The sequence below is a fragment of the Nocardioides panacihumi genome, from assembly GCF_039530925.1.
In the GTDB taxonomy this organism is placed as follows: domain Bacteria; phylum Actinomycetota; class Actinomycetes; order Propionibacteriales; family Nocardioidaceae; genus Nocardioides; species Nocardioides panacihumi.
On the sequence record NZ_BAAAPB010000002.1, the window covers coordinates 115,010 to 129,532 of the forward strand.

The 14,523-nt window shown below is 70.8% G+C and carries 15 protein-coding genes; 4 read left to right on the plus strand and 11 right to left on the minus strand.

The window, feature by feature from the left end; translation table 11 throughout:
* The 10 genes from ABD205_RS09685 to thrS all read right to left on the minus strand — a co-directional run bounded on the left by ABD205_RS09685 (position 1) and on the right by thrS (position 9,790).
* Complete coding sequence (locus ABD205_RS09685) at positions 1 to 768, minus strand: YebC/PmpR family DNA-binding transcriptional regulator (protein WP_344044593.1); 768 nt, start codon at positions 766 to 768, stop codon at positions 1 to 3.
* Positions 769 to 842: 74 nt separating this feature from the next.
* Positions 843 to 1,436, minus strand: coding sequence for a pyridoxal 5'-phosphate synthase glutaminase subunit PdxT (gene pdxT / locus ABD205_RS09690; protein ID WP_425572795.1), 594 nt, complete (start codon positions 1,434 to 1,436; stop codon positions 843 to 845).
* Positions 1,433 to 2,341, minus strand: a complete 909-nt coding sequence (gene pdxS / locus ABD205_RS09695) for a pyridoxal 5'-phosphate synthase lyase subunit PdxS (RefSeq protein WP_344044596.1) — start codon at positions 2,339 to 2,341, stop codon at positions 1,433 to 1,435. Before pdxS ends, pdxT begins: the two co-directional genes overlap by 4 nt.
* A 10-nt stretch (positions 2,342 to 2,351) precedes the next feature.
* Positions 2,352 to 2,987, minus strand: coding sequence for a phosphatidylinositol phosphate synthase (gene pgsA, locus ABD205_RS09700; RefSeq protein ID WP_344044598.1), 636 nt, complete (start codon positions 2,985 to 2,987; stop codon positions 2,352 to 2,354).
* Positions 2,988 to 3,016: 29 nt separating this feature from the next.
* Positions 3,017 to 3,820 (minus strand): inositol monophosphatase family protein, encoded by an 804-nt coding sequence (locus tag ABD205_RS09705; protein WP_344044600.1) that lies wholly within the window; start codon positions 3,818 to 3,820, stop codon positions 3,017 to 3,019.
* On the minus strand, positions 3,817 to 4,284 hold the full coding sequence (locus ABD205_RS09710) for an HIT family protein (RefSeq protein ID WP_425573050.1): 468 nt from the start codon (positions 4,282 to 4,284) through the stop codon (positions 3,817 to 3,819). Before ABD205_RS09710 ends, ABD205_RS09705 begins: the two co-directional genes overlap by 4 nt.
* Before the next feature lie 74 nt (positions 4,285 to 4,358).
* A complete protein-coding gene (locus tag ABD205_RS09715; protein WP_344044604.1) occupies positions 4,359 to 5,102 on the minus strand; it encodes a TetR/AcrR family transcriptional regulator in 744 nt (247 codons plus the stop codon).
* Positions 5,099 to 6,763, minus strand: a complete 1,665-nt coding sequence (locus tag ABD205_RS09720; protein ID WP_344044606.1) for an FAD-dependent oxidoreductase — start codon at positions 6,761 to 6,763, stop codon at positions 5,099 to 5,101. Before ABD205_RS09720 ends, ABD205_RS09715 begins: the two co-directional genes overlap by 4 nt.
* A gap of 10 nt (positions 6,764 to 6,773) precedes the next feature.
* Positions 6,774 to 7,751 (minus strand): AurF N-oxygenase family protein, encoded by a 978-nt coding sequence (locus ABD205_RS09725; protein ID WP_344044608.1) that lies wholly within the window; start codon positions 7,749 to 7,751, stop codon positions 6,774 to 6,776.
* A gap of 98 nt (positions 7,752 to 7,849) precedes the next feature.
* Positions 7,850 to 9,790: a threonine--tRNA ligase gene (gene thrS / locus ABD205_RS09730; RefSeq protein ID WP_344044610.1), complete on the minus strand. Its 1,941-nt coding sequence runs from the start codon at positions 9,788 to 9,790 to the stop codon at positions 7,850 to 7,852.
* A gap of 109 nt (positions 9,791 to 9,899) precedes the next feature.
* Here thrS and ABD205_RS09735 point away from each other — a divergent pair, with 109 nt between their 5' ends.
* Positions 9,900 to 10,781 carry a MaoC/PaaZ C-terminal domain-containing protein gene (locus ABD205_RS09735; protein WP_344044612.1) on the plus strand — a complete coding sequence of 294 codons (882 nt, stop codon included), beginning with the start codon at positions 9,900 to 9,902 and terminating at the stop codon, positions 10,779 to 10,781.
* Between the two features lie 688 nt (positions 10,782 to 11,469).
* Positions 11,470 to 12,006: a TetR family transcriptional regulator gene (locus ABD205_RS09740; RefSeq protein WP_344045849.1), complete on the plus strand. Its 537-nt coding sequence runs from the start codon at positions 11,470 to 11,472 to the stop codon at positions 12,004 to 12,006.
* A 12-nt stretch (positions 12,007 to 12,018) separates the two neighbouring features.
* Here the strand turns inward: ABD205_RS09740 and ABD205_RS09745 are convergent, their stop codons facing one another.
* A complete protein-coding gene (locus ABD205_RS09745) occupies positions 12,019 to 12,498 on the minus strand; it encodes a pyridoxamine 5'-phosphate oxidase family protein (protein WP_344044613.1) in 480 nt (159 codons plus the stop codon).
* Between the two features lie 93 nt (positions 12,499 to 12,591).
* Between ABD205_RS09745 and ABD205_RS09750 the strand changes: the two genes are divergently transcribed.
* Positions 12,592 to 13,677, plus strand: coding sequence for a S1C family serine protease (locus tag ABD205_RS09750; RefSeq protein WP_344044614.1), 1,086 nt, complete (start codon positions 12,592 to 12,594; stop codon positions 13,675 to 13,677).
* Positions 13,678 to 13,774: 97 nt separating this feature from the next.
* Positions 13,775 to 14,515 (plus strand): class I SAM-dependent methyltransferase, encoded by a 741-nt coding sequence (locus tag ABD205_RS09755; RefSeq protein ID WP_344044616.1) that lies wholly within the window; start codon positions 13,775 to 13,777, stop codon positions 14,513 to 14,515.
* Positions 14,516 to 14,523: the final 8 nt, after the last annotated feature.

Consider the following 14,523-nt stretch of genomic DNA (forward strand, 5'->3'; position numbering starts at 1 on the left):
TCAGGCGTCGATCTCCTCGAGGACCTCATCGGGGATGTCCGCGTTGGTGAAGACGTTCTGCACGTCGTCGAGGTCGTCGATGACGTCGACGAGTCGCATGACCTTGCCGGCCGCGGTCGCGTCGGCGACGGGGATGTCCATCGACGCCACGAACTCCACGTCGGCGGAGTCGTAGTCGATGCCCGCCGCCTGGAGCGCCGTACGCACACCGACGAGGTCCGTGGCCTCGGACTGCACCTGGAACGAGTCGCCCAGGTCGCTCACGTCCTCGGCGCCGGCGTCGAGGGTGGCCTCGAGGACGGCGTCCTCGTCGACCTCCTTGCCCTCCTGCGTCTTCGGCACCACGACGACGCCCTTGCGGTTGAACAGGCGCGAGACCGAGCCGGGGTCCGCCATCGTGCCGCCGTTGCGGGTCACGGCGGTGCGGACCTCCATCGCGGCACGGTTCTTGTTGTCGGTGAGGCACTCGACGAGGAGCGCGACGCCCTGCGGGCCGTAGACCTCGTACATGATCGTGTCGTAGGCGACGCCGCCGCCGTCGAGACCACCGCCGCGCTTGACGGCGCGGTCGATGTTGTCGTTGGGGACCGACTGCTTCTTGGCCTTCTGGATGGCGTCGTAGAGGGTCGGGTTGCCGGTCGGGTCGGGGCCACCCATCTTCGCGGCGATCTCGATGCTCTTGATCAGCTTGGCGAACAGCTTGCCGCGCTTGGCGTCGATCGCGGCCTTCTTGTGCTTCGTGGTCGCCCACTTGGAGTGGCCAGACATCAGTCCCTCTTCTTGTCGGTCGAACAGCCGGTGAAGTCTACCGCCGCTCTGCGGCCCTCCCCAGCCGGCCGGGGTCAGCCGACCGAGCGGACCACGTCGAGGAAGAGCCGGTGGATGCGCCCGTCGTCGTCGACCTCGGGGTGGAAGCTGGTCGCGAGCAGGTGTCCCTGCCGTACGGCGACCGGGTGCCCGGCCGCCGTCGCGAGCACCTCGACCTCGGGGCCCACCTCCTCCACCCACGGGGCCCTGATGAAGACCGCGTGGACGGGGGCGTCGAGCCCGGCGAGCGTGAGGCTCTCCTCGAACGAGTCGACCTGGCGGCCGAACGCGTTGCGGCGCACGGTGATGTCGAGCCCGCCGATGGTCTCCTGGCCGACGGCGCCGTCGACGATGCGGTCGGCGAGCAGGATCATCCCCGCGCACGTGCCGAACGCGGGCATGCCGTCCTTGACCCGGGCCCGCAGGGGCTCGAGCAGGTCGAAGATGCGCGCCAGCTTCGCCATCGTCGTCGACTCGCCGCCAGGCAGCACGAGCCCGTCGACCGACGCCAGCTCCTCGGGTCGGCGTACGGCGATCGCGTCGGCGCCGAGCGCCGTCAGCGATCGCAGGTGCTCACGTACGTCGCCCTGGAGGGCGAGGACTCCGATCCGCACCGACGCCCGGCTCACCAGCCGCGCTCGGCGAGCCGGTGCGGCTGCGGGATCTCGTCGACGTTGATGCCGACCATCGCCTCGCCCAGGCCGCGGGAGACCTTGGCGATCACGTCGGGGTCGTCGAAGAAGGTTGTCGCCTTCACGATCGCCTCGGCGCGCTGGGCCGGGTTGCCCGACTTGAAGATGCCGGAACCCACGAAGACGCCCTCGGCGCCGAGCTGCATCATCATCGCCGCGTCGGCGGGGGTGGCGATGCCGCCGGCGGTGAACAGCACGACCGGGAGCTTGCCGTTGGCGGCGACCTCCTTGACCAGCTCATAAGGGGCCTGCAGCTCCTTGGCGGCGACGAAGAGCTCGTCGTCGGAGAGCACGGTCAGGCGGCGCAGCTCCTTGCGGATGGTGCGCATGTGGGTGACGGCGTTCGACACGTCGCCGGTGCCGGCCTCGCCCTTGGAGCGGATCATCGCCGCGCCCTCGGTGATGCGGCGCAGCGCCTCACCGAGGTTGGTGGCGCCGCAGACGAAGGGGACGGTGAAGGCCCACTTGTCGATGTGGTTCGCGTAGTCGGCGGGGGTCAGCACCTCGGACTCGTCGATGTAGTCGACACCGAGCGACTGCAGCACCTGCGCCTCGGCGAAGTGCCCGATGCGTGCCTTGGCCATCACCGGGATGGAGACGGCCTCGATGATCGAGTCGATCATGTCGGGGTCGCTCATCCGCGAGACGCCGCCCTGGGCACGGATGTCCGCGGGCACGCGCTCGAGCGCCATCACGGCGACGGCGCCGGCGTCCTCGGCGATCTTGGCCTGCTCGGCGTTGACGACGTCCATGATCACGCCGCCCTTGAGCATCTCGGCCATGCCGCGCTTCACACGGGTCGTGCCGGTCGAGGGGGCTGCTGCGGTGTCCTGAAGCTCCATGGTTCGGATGCTAGTTCTCTTTGCCGCGAGGACCATATTCGGCTGCGAGGGCCTGGCTTCGCACGGTCAGGATCCGCTGCGCGACCGTGACCGTGCTGGCCAGCGCGAGGGCCCAGAGGGCGACGTACATCAGGATCGGCAGGTCGAAGATCGCGCCCAGACCGGTCATCACGAGGATGGCGACGAGCCGGTCGGCGCGCTCGGCGATGCCGACGTTGGCGGTGAAGCCCAGGCTCTCGGCGCGAGCACGGGCGTACGACGTCACCGCACCCATCACAACGCAGATCATCGACAGCCACAGGTAGAGGCGGCTGTCGCCCGGCCCGGCGAAGTAGAGGGCCAGGCCGCCGAAGATCGCGCCGTCGCCGATGCGGTCCAGCGTCGAGTCGAGGAAGGCGCCGAACGACGAGCTGCGGCCGGTCTTGCGGGCCATGGCGCCGTCGAGGAGGTCGCTGAAGACGAAGCAGGTGATGAAGACGACGCCCGCCAGCAGGTGCCCGCGCGGGAAGAACGCGAGCGCACCCACGCACACGCCGATCGTCCCGACGAGGGTCACGGCGTCGGGGCTGACCCTGAGCCTGATGAGGAGGTTGACGATCGGCGCGAGAACGACGCCCTGCCAGAACGCCTTGAATCTGTCCAACATGGTGGCGTCAGGCTATCTGGCCCGGTCCGTCAGGACTCGAGCGCCGCGCAGACAGCGTCGACGGCACTCGGCACGCCGGTCACCGACCACTCCTTGCCGGCAGCCGTCGTACGCCGGTGGGCGCCGCCCACTCCGAGCACCAGCGCCGCCCCGGGCAGCCTGTCCCACGGCGGCACCGAGTGCTGGCACGCGACGTGGAGCTGCCCCTGTGCGATGGCGCAGAGGTCCATCGAGCCGGAGCCGAGCATCCGCAGGGTCGCGACGCCGGCCACGACCCGGCCGAACGCCTGCCCGACCTGATCCCCGTAGAACGGCGGGTGGAGGTAGGTCGTCAGGCACGACTCCCCCAGTGGCCGGTCCTCGATCTTCGGCAGCGGCACGCCGTTGCGGGTGGTAGGCAGGCCGGGTCCGCCGACGTACAGAGCGTCGTCGTGCGGGTGGTAGACCGCTCCGAGGAGCAGCTCGTCGCCGTCCGTCAGCGCGAGGGCCGAGCACCACCAGGTCAGGCCGCTGACGAAGTTGTAGGTCCCGTCGACGGGGTCGATGACCCACGTGCGTCCGCTGGCGCCGTCCTGCGCGGAGCCCTCCTCGCCGAGCACACCGTCGCGTGGCCGCGCCCGCGCCAGCCGCTCGACGATCAGCGCCTCGGCGGCGTGGTCGGCCTCGGTGACGACGTCCGAGATCGACGTCTTGGTGTCGGCCTCGATGCCGCCCGCCCGCATCCGCAGGGCCAGCCGGCCGGCGTCCCTCACCAGCTCCCCGGCCAGGCGGGCGTCGTCGGCCAGGGTGCGCTCCTCCACGGCGTCGGCTCGTGGGTCCGCCGACGCGCTCACGACGGCCACGCCTCGGCCAGCAGCGCTCGGGTGTCGCCGAGCAGCTCCGGCAGGGTCTTGGTGCGGCCGATGATGGGCATGAAGTTCTGGTCGCCGACCCAACGCGGCACCACGTGCTGGTGCAGGTGGGCGGCGATCCCGGCACCGCCGGCCGTGCCCTGGTTCATCCCGATGTTGAAGCCCGGCGCACCCGAGACCGAGCGGATGACCCGCACGGCTGTCTTCGTCAGCGCGGTCATCTCGGCCGCCTCCGCGTCGGTCGTGTCGACGTACTCGGCGACATGGCGGTAGGGGCACACCATGAGGTGCCCGGCGGAGTAGGGGTAGAGGTTGAGGACCACGTAGGCCAGGTCGCCCCGGTGGACGATGAGCCCCTCGTCGTCCCCGAGCGAGGGGACCCGGCAGAACGGGCACTCCACCGCCGACTCGTCCGAGGGCTTGCTCTCGCCGCGGATGTACGCCATCCGGTACGGCGTCCAGAGCCGTTCGAGCGCGTCGGGCTCGCCGGCGCCGTCCTGGTGCAGGGTCGATACGTCAGTCACCGGCGGCCGGTCTCCACGAGCCCGGAGACCGTGTCTCCGGCGATGTCCTCCACGCTGCGGTCCGGGTCGATCTGCAGCCCGAAGCGGCGCGCGTGGCCGTCGATGCCGAACCACAGCGTCTGGCTGACCAGGTCGATGACGGCCTCCGGCGTCAGGTGCGGGTCGGGATGGGTGAGCCAGCGGCGCACGGACGAGAACACCGCGCCCACCATCCCGTACGCGAGCGGGTCGAGGGACGCGCGGTCGTCGTCTGACAGCTCACCGCCGAGCGCCAGGGCACCGAGCTGGACCACCTGCGCGATCTGGCCGGCCAGCCGGTCGAGCCCCTCCTCGAGGGGGCCGCCTCCGTCGCGGCGTCCACCGCCCGTGGCGTCGTGGTCGGCCAGGAGGTGCAGCGCGGGGTGTGCGACGGCCCAGTGGACGTACGTCGCGACGGCCCGCTCGATGATCTGCGGAACGGTGCCGTCGAGCCTGATCTGGGGCAGGAGCTGCGCCCAGAAGCCGTCGAGGATCGCCGTCTGGACAGCCCGGTCGAGGTCCGCCCGATCCTCGAAGTGCCGGTAGACGACGGTGCGGCTGAGCCCTGCCCGCTCGGCGATCTGCTGGACGTGGACCTCGACACCCGGCCCGCTCTCCTCGGCCACGGCGATCGCGGCATCGATGATCTGCTGGCGCCGCTCCTCCTTGTGCTGGTCCCAGCGGGCCTGCCTGCCGTCGCGGGCGCCCGGGGTCGTCGTCACGACCGGGCCTTGCGCAGCCGGGGACGACGCGCCTGCTCGTGCGCGACCCGCAGCATCTCGTCGATGTCCACGATCTTCAGCCTAGGCCGTCCGTGCTCGGCTCCGCGACGACGCTCCTCGCGCTCGATCGCCTGCCAGCCGGACAGGTCGACGACGGCCGGCTGCCGACGGCGCACCAGACCGGCGATCGCGGCGGCGCCGGCGACCGGCTCCGCGCAGGCGCCGGCGTCGAGGTCGTCGAGCACCTGCTCGACCGTCTCCCGGGAGTCGGCCTTGTTCGTCCCGATGAAGCCGCTGGGACCACGCTTCACCCAGCCGGACACGTAGACGCCGGGCCGTACCCGCCCGTGCTCGTTGGGCACGACACCGGCCCGGGCGTCGTACGGGAGGTCGGCGACGGGGAGACCGTGGTAGCCGACAGCACGCAGCAGCAGCCCCGCCTCGATCACCTCCGTCGTGCCGGTCGCAACGGCCCGCGGCGAGGCCGTCCCGTCGGCCTCCAGCCGGTTGTGCGCTATCTCGACGCCGGCCACGTGCCCCTCCCCCAGCACCCGGACGGGTGAGGCGAGGAACCTCAGCACGATCGTCCGCTTCACCGGGTCGATCTCGCGCGCCGACATCTCCCGCAGCAACCGCGACTTCGTGTCGGCGCCCTCGATCGGCTGACCCCCGGTGTCGACGACGACGTTGACACCACCATGGCCCGCGAGCCCGACGAGCTCGGGGACGGTGAAGGCCGCCTCGGCGGGGCCGCGTCGACCCAGCACCACGACCTCGCGGATGCCGCTGCGACGCAGCCGCTCCAGCGGGAGGGTCGCGATGTCGGTGCCCTCCAGGAGCGAGGGGTCCTCGGTGAGGACGCGGGCCACGTCGAGGGCCACGTTGCCGTTGCCCACGACCACGGCCCGGCCCGAGGGGACGGCGGCGGCATCGAGGGCGACGACCAGGTCCTGCTTGTCGGGGTGGCCGTTGTACCACGCCACGAAGTCGGTCGCGGAGAGCGAGCCCGGCAGGTCGTCGCCCGGCACCCCGAGCGGGCGGTCGGATGCGGCCCCGACGGTGTAGATCACCGCGTGGTAGTGCGCGGCGAGCTCGGCGTGCGAGATGTCCTTGCCCACGTCGACCCCGAGGAAGTAGCGGAAGCCGGGCTGGCGCTCGATGGCCTCGAAGAGCCTCTGCGCCTGCTTGGTCTGCGGATGGTCGGGGGCCACGCCGAAGCGCACCAGGCCGTACGGCGTGGGCAGCCGGTCGTAGACGTCGACCGTGATCTCCGGGTGGGCGAGCAGCTCGTCCGCGGCGTACAGCCCGGCTGGGCCGGCGCCGACCACGGCTACCCGGAAGGGTCCCTCGCGGACGAGCCGGCGCTGCTCGGGCACCCGCGCGAGCGGCGTGCGGTCGGCGTGCGGGAAGGCGTCGAAGTACTCGGCGTTCAGGGCCAGGAACGGCTGCTGGGCGGGCGTCAGCGTCGTGTGCGGGACGATCGCGTCGGCCGGGCACGCCGTGGCGCAGGCACCGCAGTCGACGCAGGAGTCCGGGTCGACGTACAGCATCTCGGCCTCGGCGAAGCCGGGCTCGCCCGGCGCGGGATGGATGCAGTTGACCGGGCAGGCCAGCACGCAGGAGCCGTCGGAGCAGCAGGACTGGATGACGACGTGCGGCAACGGTGTGCCCTCAGCCTCTCGCGCTGCTGGGCGCGCTGCGGAAGCGGGACGACTCGCCGTCGATGCCGAGTCGCTTCCAGAGCAGACGGGCCGGGCCCTTCCGGATGCCGAGGTTGTCGGCCAGCATCCGTACGTCGCCGAAGAGGTCGCGCAGCAGCTTCTTCGAGTCGGACGACTCCCACCAGATCTCCTTCGCGACCTCGGGCGGGATGCCCATCGCACACTGGTCCTGCTTGCTCGGGACCATGATGACGTCGCAGAGCCAGCGCATGACGAGCGGGAACGCGACCGTGAGGATCCGGCGCTTGACCGGCCCGAGCTGCGGCCAGTGGTGCTCGAGGTACTGGTGGGCGAAGCCGATGTGGCGCGCCTCCTCGGCGATGTGGATCTGCATGATGCGGTCGATCAGCGGGTGGCTGCCGCCCGCTCGCATGATGCTCTTCTGCAGATGGTCGATCGGCTCCTCGCCGGCCAGGATGCCGACGAAGAAGAGCTCGGGGAACCACGACCCCGCCGAGGTCACGAGCGGGGCGATGCGCGTCCAGGAGCGGGAGGCGCCGAAGACGTCGGCGCCCGAGCGGTTCACCGACTCCTGGAACATCTGGATGTGGTGGGTCTCCTCGGTCACCTCGTGCATCGCGTACCGGAACTCCGGATTGTTGTTCTCCATCCGGATGAGGTGGTGCATGACGCCCGCGATGAGGATCTGCTCGAACTGTCGGCCCACCTTCGCGATCTGGGCGTAGCGGTAGGTGCCGACCTCGATCTGGCGCTCGCGCGGCAGGGCCTTGTACCAGGGGTGGCGGCCGATCTCGTCGGCGTCGGTCAGGACAAAGCGGTCGTCCTGCTCGCGGACCTGCATCTCGGCGTCGTCCCACGCGATGTCGCGGAACGCCTCGAAGTGCTGGTCCAGCGAGGCCTGCGAGAGCGTGCGCAACGCCTCGTAGTACTCCTGCCGGCCTTGCGTGACGTGCTGTACGGCGGTCATCTCACTGCCTCTCGTCGCTGAACGTCAGGACGAGATACGAGATTAGTGCGACACGTGTCGCATGCACAAGAGTGACTGCGACACGCGTCGCACTGAACTCAGACCTGCTCGTGCGACTCCACAGCGGCGACGACGCGCGCGATCGCGTCGGCGACCGGCACGCCGTTGTCCTGCCGACCGTCGCGGTAGCGGAAGCTGACAGCACCGTTCGCGACGTCCTCGCCGCCGGCGATGAGCATGAACGGCACCTTCTGCAGCTGTGCGTTGCGGATCTTCTTCTGCATCCGGTCGTCGCTCTCGTCGACCTCGACGCGGACGCCGACCTTGCGAAGCTGCTGGGCGACGTCACGCAGGTAGTCGTTGAAGGCGTCGGCGACGGGGATCGCCTGCACCTGGACCGGTGCGAGCCACGGAGGAAACGCCCCGGCGTAGTGCTCGACGAGCACGCCGAGGAACCGCTCGATCGACCCGAACTTGGCGGAGTGGATCATCACCGGCTGCTGCCGGGAGCCGTCAGGGGCGATGTACTCCAGGTTGAAGCGGTCCGCTGCCGGCTGGTTGAAGTCGTACTGGACGGTGCCCATCTGCCAGGTGCGGCCGATGGCGTCCTTCGCCTGGACCGAGATCTTCGGCCCGTAGAACGCCGCGCCGCCCGGGTCCGGGACGAGCTCGAGGCCCGTCTCGTTGGCCACGTCCTCCAGCACCTTCGTGGCGCTCGCCCAGTCCTCGTCGCTGCCGACGAACTTGTCCTTCTTCTGGTCGTCGCGCGTGGAGAGCTCGAGGTAGAAGTCGTCGAGACCGAAGTCCTTCAGCACCGTGAGCATGAAGTTCAGCAGGTGCTTGACCTCGTCGGGAGCCTGCTCCTTGGTGCAGTAGGAGTGGCTGTCGTCCTGCGCGAAGCCGCGGACGCGGGTCAGGCCGTGGATGACGCCGGACTTCTCGTTGCGGTAGACGTGCCCGAACTCGAAGAGCCGCAGCGGGAGCTCCCGGTAGGAGCGCTGCCGCGAGCGGTAGATGAGGTTGTGCATCGGGCAGTTCATCGCCTTGAGGCGGTAGTCCTGACCGTCGACGTCGAGCGCCGGGAACATGCCTTCGCCGTAGTAGGGCAGGTGCCCGGAGGTGTGGAACAGCGACTCGTGGGCGATGTGCGGCGTGCCGACGTACTCGAAGCCCTCGTCGATGTGCCGCTGGCGGACGTAGTCCTCCATCTCACGCTTGATGATGCCGCCCTTGGGGTGGAACACCGGCAGGCCGGACCCGATCTCGTCGGGGAAGGAGAACAGGTCGAGCTCGCGGCCGAGCTTGCGGTGGTCGCGGCGCTCCGCCTCCTCGATGCGGTGGAGGTGAGCGTCGAGCTCCTCCTGCGACTCCCAGGCGGTGCCGTAGATGCGCTGGAGCTGCTTGTTCTTCTCGTCGCCGCGCCAGTACGCCGCTGCGCTCCGCATCAGCTTGAACGCCGGGATGCGCCTCGTGGTCGGCAGGTGCGGGCCGCGGCAGAGGTCCTTCCAGGCCACCTCGCCGTTGCGGTCGAGGTTGTCGTAGATCGTCAGCTCGCCGGCGCCGACCTCGACGCTGGCACCCTCGGCGGCCTCGTGGCCCGATCCGTCGGTGCCGGCGCCCTTGAGGCCGATGAGCTCGACCTTGTAGGGCTCGTCCGCGAGCTCCTCGAGAGCGTCGGCGTCGGTCGTGACCCGGCGCGAGAACTTCTGGTTGGCCTTGATGATCTTCTTCATCAAGGACTCGATCTTGGCCAGGTCCTCCGGGACGAAGGGCGTGGGCACGTCGAAGTCGTAGTAGAAGCCGTCCTGGATCGGCGGGCCGATGCCGAGCTTGGCCTCCGGGAACAGCTGCTGCACCGCCTGGGCGAGCACGTGCGCGGTGGAGTGCCGCAGGATGTCGCGGCCGTCGGCGCTGTCGATCGCGACGCCCTCGACCTCGTCACCCTCGGCGACGTCGTAGGACAGATCCTTCAGCGTGCCGTTGACCCGCGCCGCGATGATCGTCGCGTCGTCGGCGAACAGCTCCCATGCCTTGCTCACGGACTGAGCCTATCGGTGGCCGTCACCTCGATTTCGCACCGCCCGTCGGACCACCACCGACCTCGGCTACGTTGCCGTCGAGTCTCGCCGCATCCCCGGAGGTGAATCGATGCCCATCGACCCCGACCAGGCCATCGGAGCCGCGCTGCCCGACCAGCGGTTCTCGTGGACGTCGTCCGACGTCCTGCTCTACCACCTGGCCGTCGGCGCCGGACATCGCGCGGACGACCCCGTCGACCCCGCCGCGCTGCGGCTCACCTACGACGACCGGCTGCAGGTGCTCCCGTCCTTCGGGATCGTCGCGCCGGGGTTCCACCGGACCACGCCCCCCGCACTCGACCTGCCCGGTTGCGACATCGACCTCGCGCAGGTGCTGCACGGCTCCCAGTCGGTGACGGTCCACGGCCCGATCCCGACGTCCGGGAGCGCCACCCTCCACACCCGTGTCGCTGACGTGTGGGACAAGGGCAAGGCCGCCGTCATCGTGCAGTCCGGCACGGCGGTGTCGGACGCCGGAGACCCGCTCTGGACGGTCTCGTCGGCGATCTTCGTGCGCGGCGAGGGCGGGTGGGGCGGAGATCGGGGTCCGTCGACCGCCGTCGAGATCCCGCACCGAGTGGCCGACGCCGAGGCGACGTACGCCGTCCTGCCGCAGCAGGCCCTGCTCTACCGGCTCTGCGGCGACCGCAACCCGCTGCACGCCGACCCCGCGTTCGCTGCGCGCGCCGGCTTCCCCCGGCCGATCCTGCACGGCCTGTGCTCGTACGGGATCGTGCTGCGCGAGGTCGCGGATCTGCTGCTCGACGGCGACGTCTCACGGATCCGGAGCTTCACCGCACGCTTCTCCGGCATCGTCTTCCCCGGCGAGACGATCCGGGTCGAGGCGTGGGACGGCGCGGGCTCGATCCAGGTGAGGGCCACCATCGCGGGGGGTGATCGCGACGGCTCCCCCGTGCTGTCGGACTGCGTGGTCACGGCAGCGGGGTCGTGAGCGATCGGGACGGGTCGTACTTCGGGCGGCACGCCGGGCGGCACACCGCCCGAAGCTGACCCCCTCCCCCATTCCCCCCCGGGTCTAGACGCGCGTGAGCATTCGCGCAGCGCGTCGGCGCATCCGCGCCGGAAGCTGAGCCGAGATGCCCGAGCGGGCGCGTTCGTACTGCTGGAGCTCGCGAGGCGTCGGACGATGTCCGAAGAGCCTGACGAATTGACGGATGAGTGGCTGGTCGCTGATGTCGGGCGTGTAGTTGGACGTCATGACGACGCTCCCTCGAGACCACTACGAGTGACGCCGCTGCTTGACGTCGCGCCACGAGAATGACCCGACATGTGCCGACTTGGCAAGCACTTTGCGCTGGGTTCTTCGTGAGTGAACGGAAAGTGAACGGGGTACGACCAGAAGATGACCCTGACCCACGAGCGGTCGGTGCCACGGCCTCTCGGGGCGGCGTCCCGGGCGCCGGTCGAGGAGCATCTGCGCGCGCCCCCGGATCCCGCGACGATCAGACGACGCTGAACCTCCGGGCACGGTCGAGCCGCGGGCCGATCCGTTGCCCGGCGGCGCCGGCCGACCTCTGTCAGAATCGGGCCCCGGTCACGCACGATGCGCGACCGGAGGGGAGGGTGGGGGACAGAAGGTGAGCACCGGTTCGCCGGCACAGCGGGAGCGGCGCACGAGGATGCTCGAGGTGACCGTCGAGCTTGCCTCCGAGGGCGGCTTCGACGCGGTCCAGATGCGAGAGGTCTCCGAGCGTGCGGACGTGGCCCTCGGCACGCTCTACCGCTACTTCCCGTCGAAGGTCCACCTGCTGGTGGCGACGCTCCGCTGGAGGTTCGAAGCGCAGGAGGCGCACACGGCGACCCGCGCCGTCCCGGGCGACACCCCGCGGGAGCGGGTCATGTTCATCCTCCGGCGCCTGACACGCGGCCTGCAGAAGGAGGAGCGTCTCACCGAGGCACTCGTCCGCGCCTTCATGTTCGCCGACGCGTCCGTCTCCGACGAGATCCGCGCGGTCGGCGGGCATCTGACGGGGATGATCTCGCGCGCCGTCGCCGGAGACCCCGACCACGGGGAGGCCACCGCCGAGGAGGCCGCGGTGATCGGGATCATCACCGACGTCTGGCTCGCCGCCCTGGTGGCGTGGGTGAACGGCCGCGCCTCCGTCGAGGACGTGGAGCGCTCCGTCGACGTCGCGGTCGGTCGGCTGCTCCCCTAGCCGGATCCGGTCTCAGTCCACGCCTGGCACGCCGACGAGCTTGCGGTGGTCCCAGCTCGCGACGTGCTCCGGCTCGACGACGACGCCGACCCGCTTGCGAGCCTGGTCGGCGACGATCTTGGCGCCGAGCTCGCCGATGTCCTCACCACCGGCCATGCGGGTGAGCACGTCGCCGCCGAGCGCGACCAGGTCGTCGTACTTCTCGACGAGAGTGGCCCGGCCGCGGATGCTCACGCCGCGCAGCTCGAAGTACTCGTCGCCGTCCTCGACGAGGCACGTGATCCGCGCGTCACGACGCAGGTTGACGATCTTCTGCGAGGAGGCGTGGGTCCAGAACGCGATCCGCCCCTCGTCGAGGACGTAGAAGAGCGTCGTCAGGTGGGGCGTCCCGTCGGGCCCGACCGTCGCGACCTGGACCTTCAGGTGCTCGGCGAGGTAGGCCTCGATCTCCTCGTCGGCCATCCGGACGGCCTGACGTCCTTGCGCGCTCATCGCGTTCCGTTCGATCGTGGAATGAGAACAGGTTCTACGCTAGCGGAAGCGGCGGCGCTTCCCGCCCCGTCCCAGGCAGTGCACGATGAGACCGTGACGCAATGGCTCCGCGCACGCTGGCCGTGGCTCGCAGCGCTGGTCGTGGCGGCGCTGCTGGGCGGCGGCGTCGGCGCGGCCACCGTCCTCGCGGTCCACGACGACCCGGTGTCCTGCTCGGCGGTCTCCGTCGCGTCCGACGTGCTCCCCTCCGTCGTCACCGTCGAGGTGACGAAGCCGGACGGGTCCGGGGGCAACGGCACCGGCGCCGTGTACCGCTCGGGCGGCTACATCCTCACCAACGAGCACGTCATCTCCGACGCGGTCGACGCGCAGGCTGCTGTCGTGGTGCGCTACAGCGACGGGAAGACCTCCCCCGCGACCGTGGTAGGAGAGGACTTCGCCACCGACCTCGCGGTCGTCCGGGCAGAGGACCACGCCGAGGGGCGACCGCTCCTGCCCTCGGGGGACGCCGCCTCACTCCGGGTCGGCCAGCCCGTCGTCGCGCTCGGCGCGCCCCTCGGGCTCTCGAACACGGTGACGGCCGGCATCGTCAGCGCGCTGGGGCGGTACGTGCCCGTGCCGTCGGAGTCGGGACGCGTCGCACACCTCCTCGACGCGATCCAGACCGACGCCTCCATCAACCCGGGCAACAGCGGCGGCCCACTCGTCGACTGCGACGGCAAGCAGGTCGGTGTCAACGCCGCGATCAGCACCGTGCCGAACGCCGAGGGCACCGCCGGTGGCGGCAGCGTGGGTCTCGGGTTCGCCATCCCGATGACGGTCGCGGCGCCGATCGCCGACCGGCTGATGTCCGACGGACGTGCCGACCACCCGGTCCTCGGCCTCTCGGCACACCCGGTGAGCGGGGAGTCAGGCAAGCCTGCGGGCCTCGTCGTCGCCGGGGTCCAGCCCGGCGGGCCGGCCGACCGGGCCGGCCTCGCAGCGGGAGACCTCCTCGTCGAGATCGCCGGCGAGCCGGCCGTGAGTGCCGAGCAGCTCGTGCTGGTGAGCCTCCTGGGCAAGCCGGGCGACACGGTGTCACTCACGGTCGAACGCCAGGGGCGCCGCCACACCGTCGACGTCACGCTGGCCGCTCCAGCGGCCCAGAGTCCGTCCGCGCAGCCCACGCCGAGCGGGTAGCCGGCGCGAGCGCGCGGGCGCGGATGACCGGCGGCCGGGGTGGAGACGTGAACCCGGGCGGCTGATCCGCGCCCGGTAGCCGTTAGTGTTTCCCGGCGTGACTGAGGTTGAGGCACGAGGCGGCTCCGCGTCCATCGCCCAGGCGGACTACTGGTGGTATCGGGTGCGCGGCTCGCTGCTGCACACGGTGCTGCTCCCCTTCGCCGCCGGCGCCGCCGACGTCCTGGACGTCGGCAGTGCCGACGGGCCGAGCGTGTCGTGGCTGCGCGGCGAGCGGATGCACATCACCCTCGACGTCGACCCGCGCGGCCTCGTGCCCGGCACCGGCGTCTGCGGCTCCGCCCTCCAGCTGCCCTTCGCCGACGAGAGCTTCGACGTCGTCGGCGCGTTCGACGTCATCGAGCACTGCGAGCCCGAGGGCGTCGCGATCGCCGAGATGGCCCGCGTGCTGCGCCCCGGCGGTCGACTGCTGATGTCGGTGCCGGCGTACCGGTGGGCCTGGAGCGACTTCGACGAGCAGAACGGCCACTACCGCCGCTACACGCGCCGCCGTGCCACGACTGCGGTCGAGGCGGGCGGGCTGGAGGTCCTGCGTTCGACGTACGCCTTCACGTCGACCTTCCCGTTCTTCGCCGCTGAGCGGCTGGCACGGCGTACGAAGCACGCGCTCAGTCGATCGACGGCCGAGGCGGCCGACATCGTCCCGCTGCCCCAGACCTCGCCGGGCGTCGACCGGCTGCTCAGCTGGCTCGGCGGGCTGGACGGGAAGATGCTCGCGCGACGCGACCTGCCGTTCGGGTCGTCAGTCGTGGTCGCCGCGCGCAAGCCGGAGCGCTGACGCCGGCG

Coding starts and splice junctions, on each gene's coding strand:
- ABD205_RS09685 (WP_344044593.1), bottom strand. CDS start 768: ATGTCTGGCCACTCCAAGTGGGCGACCACGAAGCACAAGAAGGCCGCG.
- pdxS (WP_344044596.1), bottom strand. CDS start 2,341: ATGGAGCTTCAGGACACCGCAGCAGCCCCCTCGACCGGCACGACCCGT.
- pgsA (WP_344044598.1), bottom strand. CDS start 2,987: ATGTTGGACAGATTCAAGGCGTTCTGGCAGGGCGTCGTTCTCGCGCCG.
- ABD205_RS09710 (WP_425573050.1), bottom strand. CDS start 4,284: ATGGCGTACATCCGCGGCGAGAGCAAGCCCTCGGACGAGTCGGCGGTG.
- ABD205_RS09725 (WP_344044608.1), bottom strand. CDS start 7,751: ATGACCGCCGTACAGCACGTCACGCAAGGCCGGCAGGAGTACTACGAG.
- ABD205_RS09735 (WP_344044612.1), top strand. CDS start 9,900: ATGCCCATCGACCCCGACCAGGCCATCGGAGCCGCGCTGCCCGACCAG.
- ABD205_RS09740 (WP_344045849.1), top strand. CDS start 11,470: ATGCTCGAGGTGACCGTCGAGCTTGCCTCCGAGGGCGGCTTCGACGCG.
- ABD205_RS09745 (WP_344044613.1), bottom strand. CDS start 12,498: ATGAGCGCGCAAGGACGTCAGGCCGTCCGGATGGCCGACGAGGAGATC.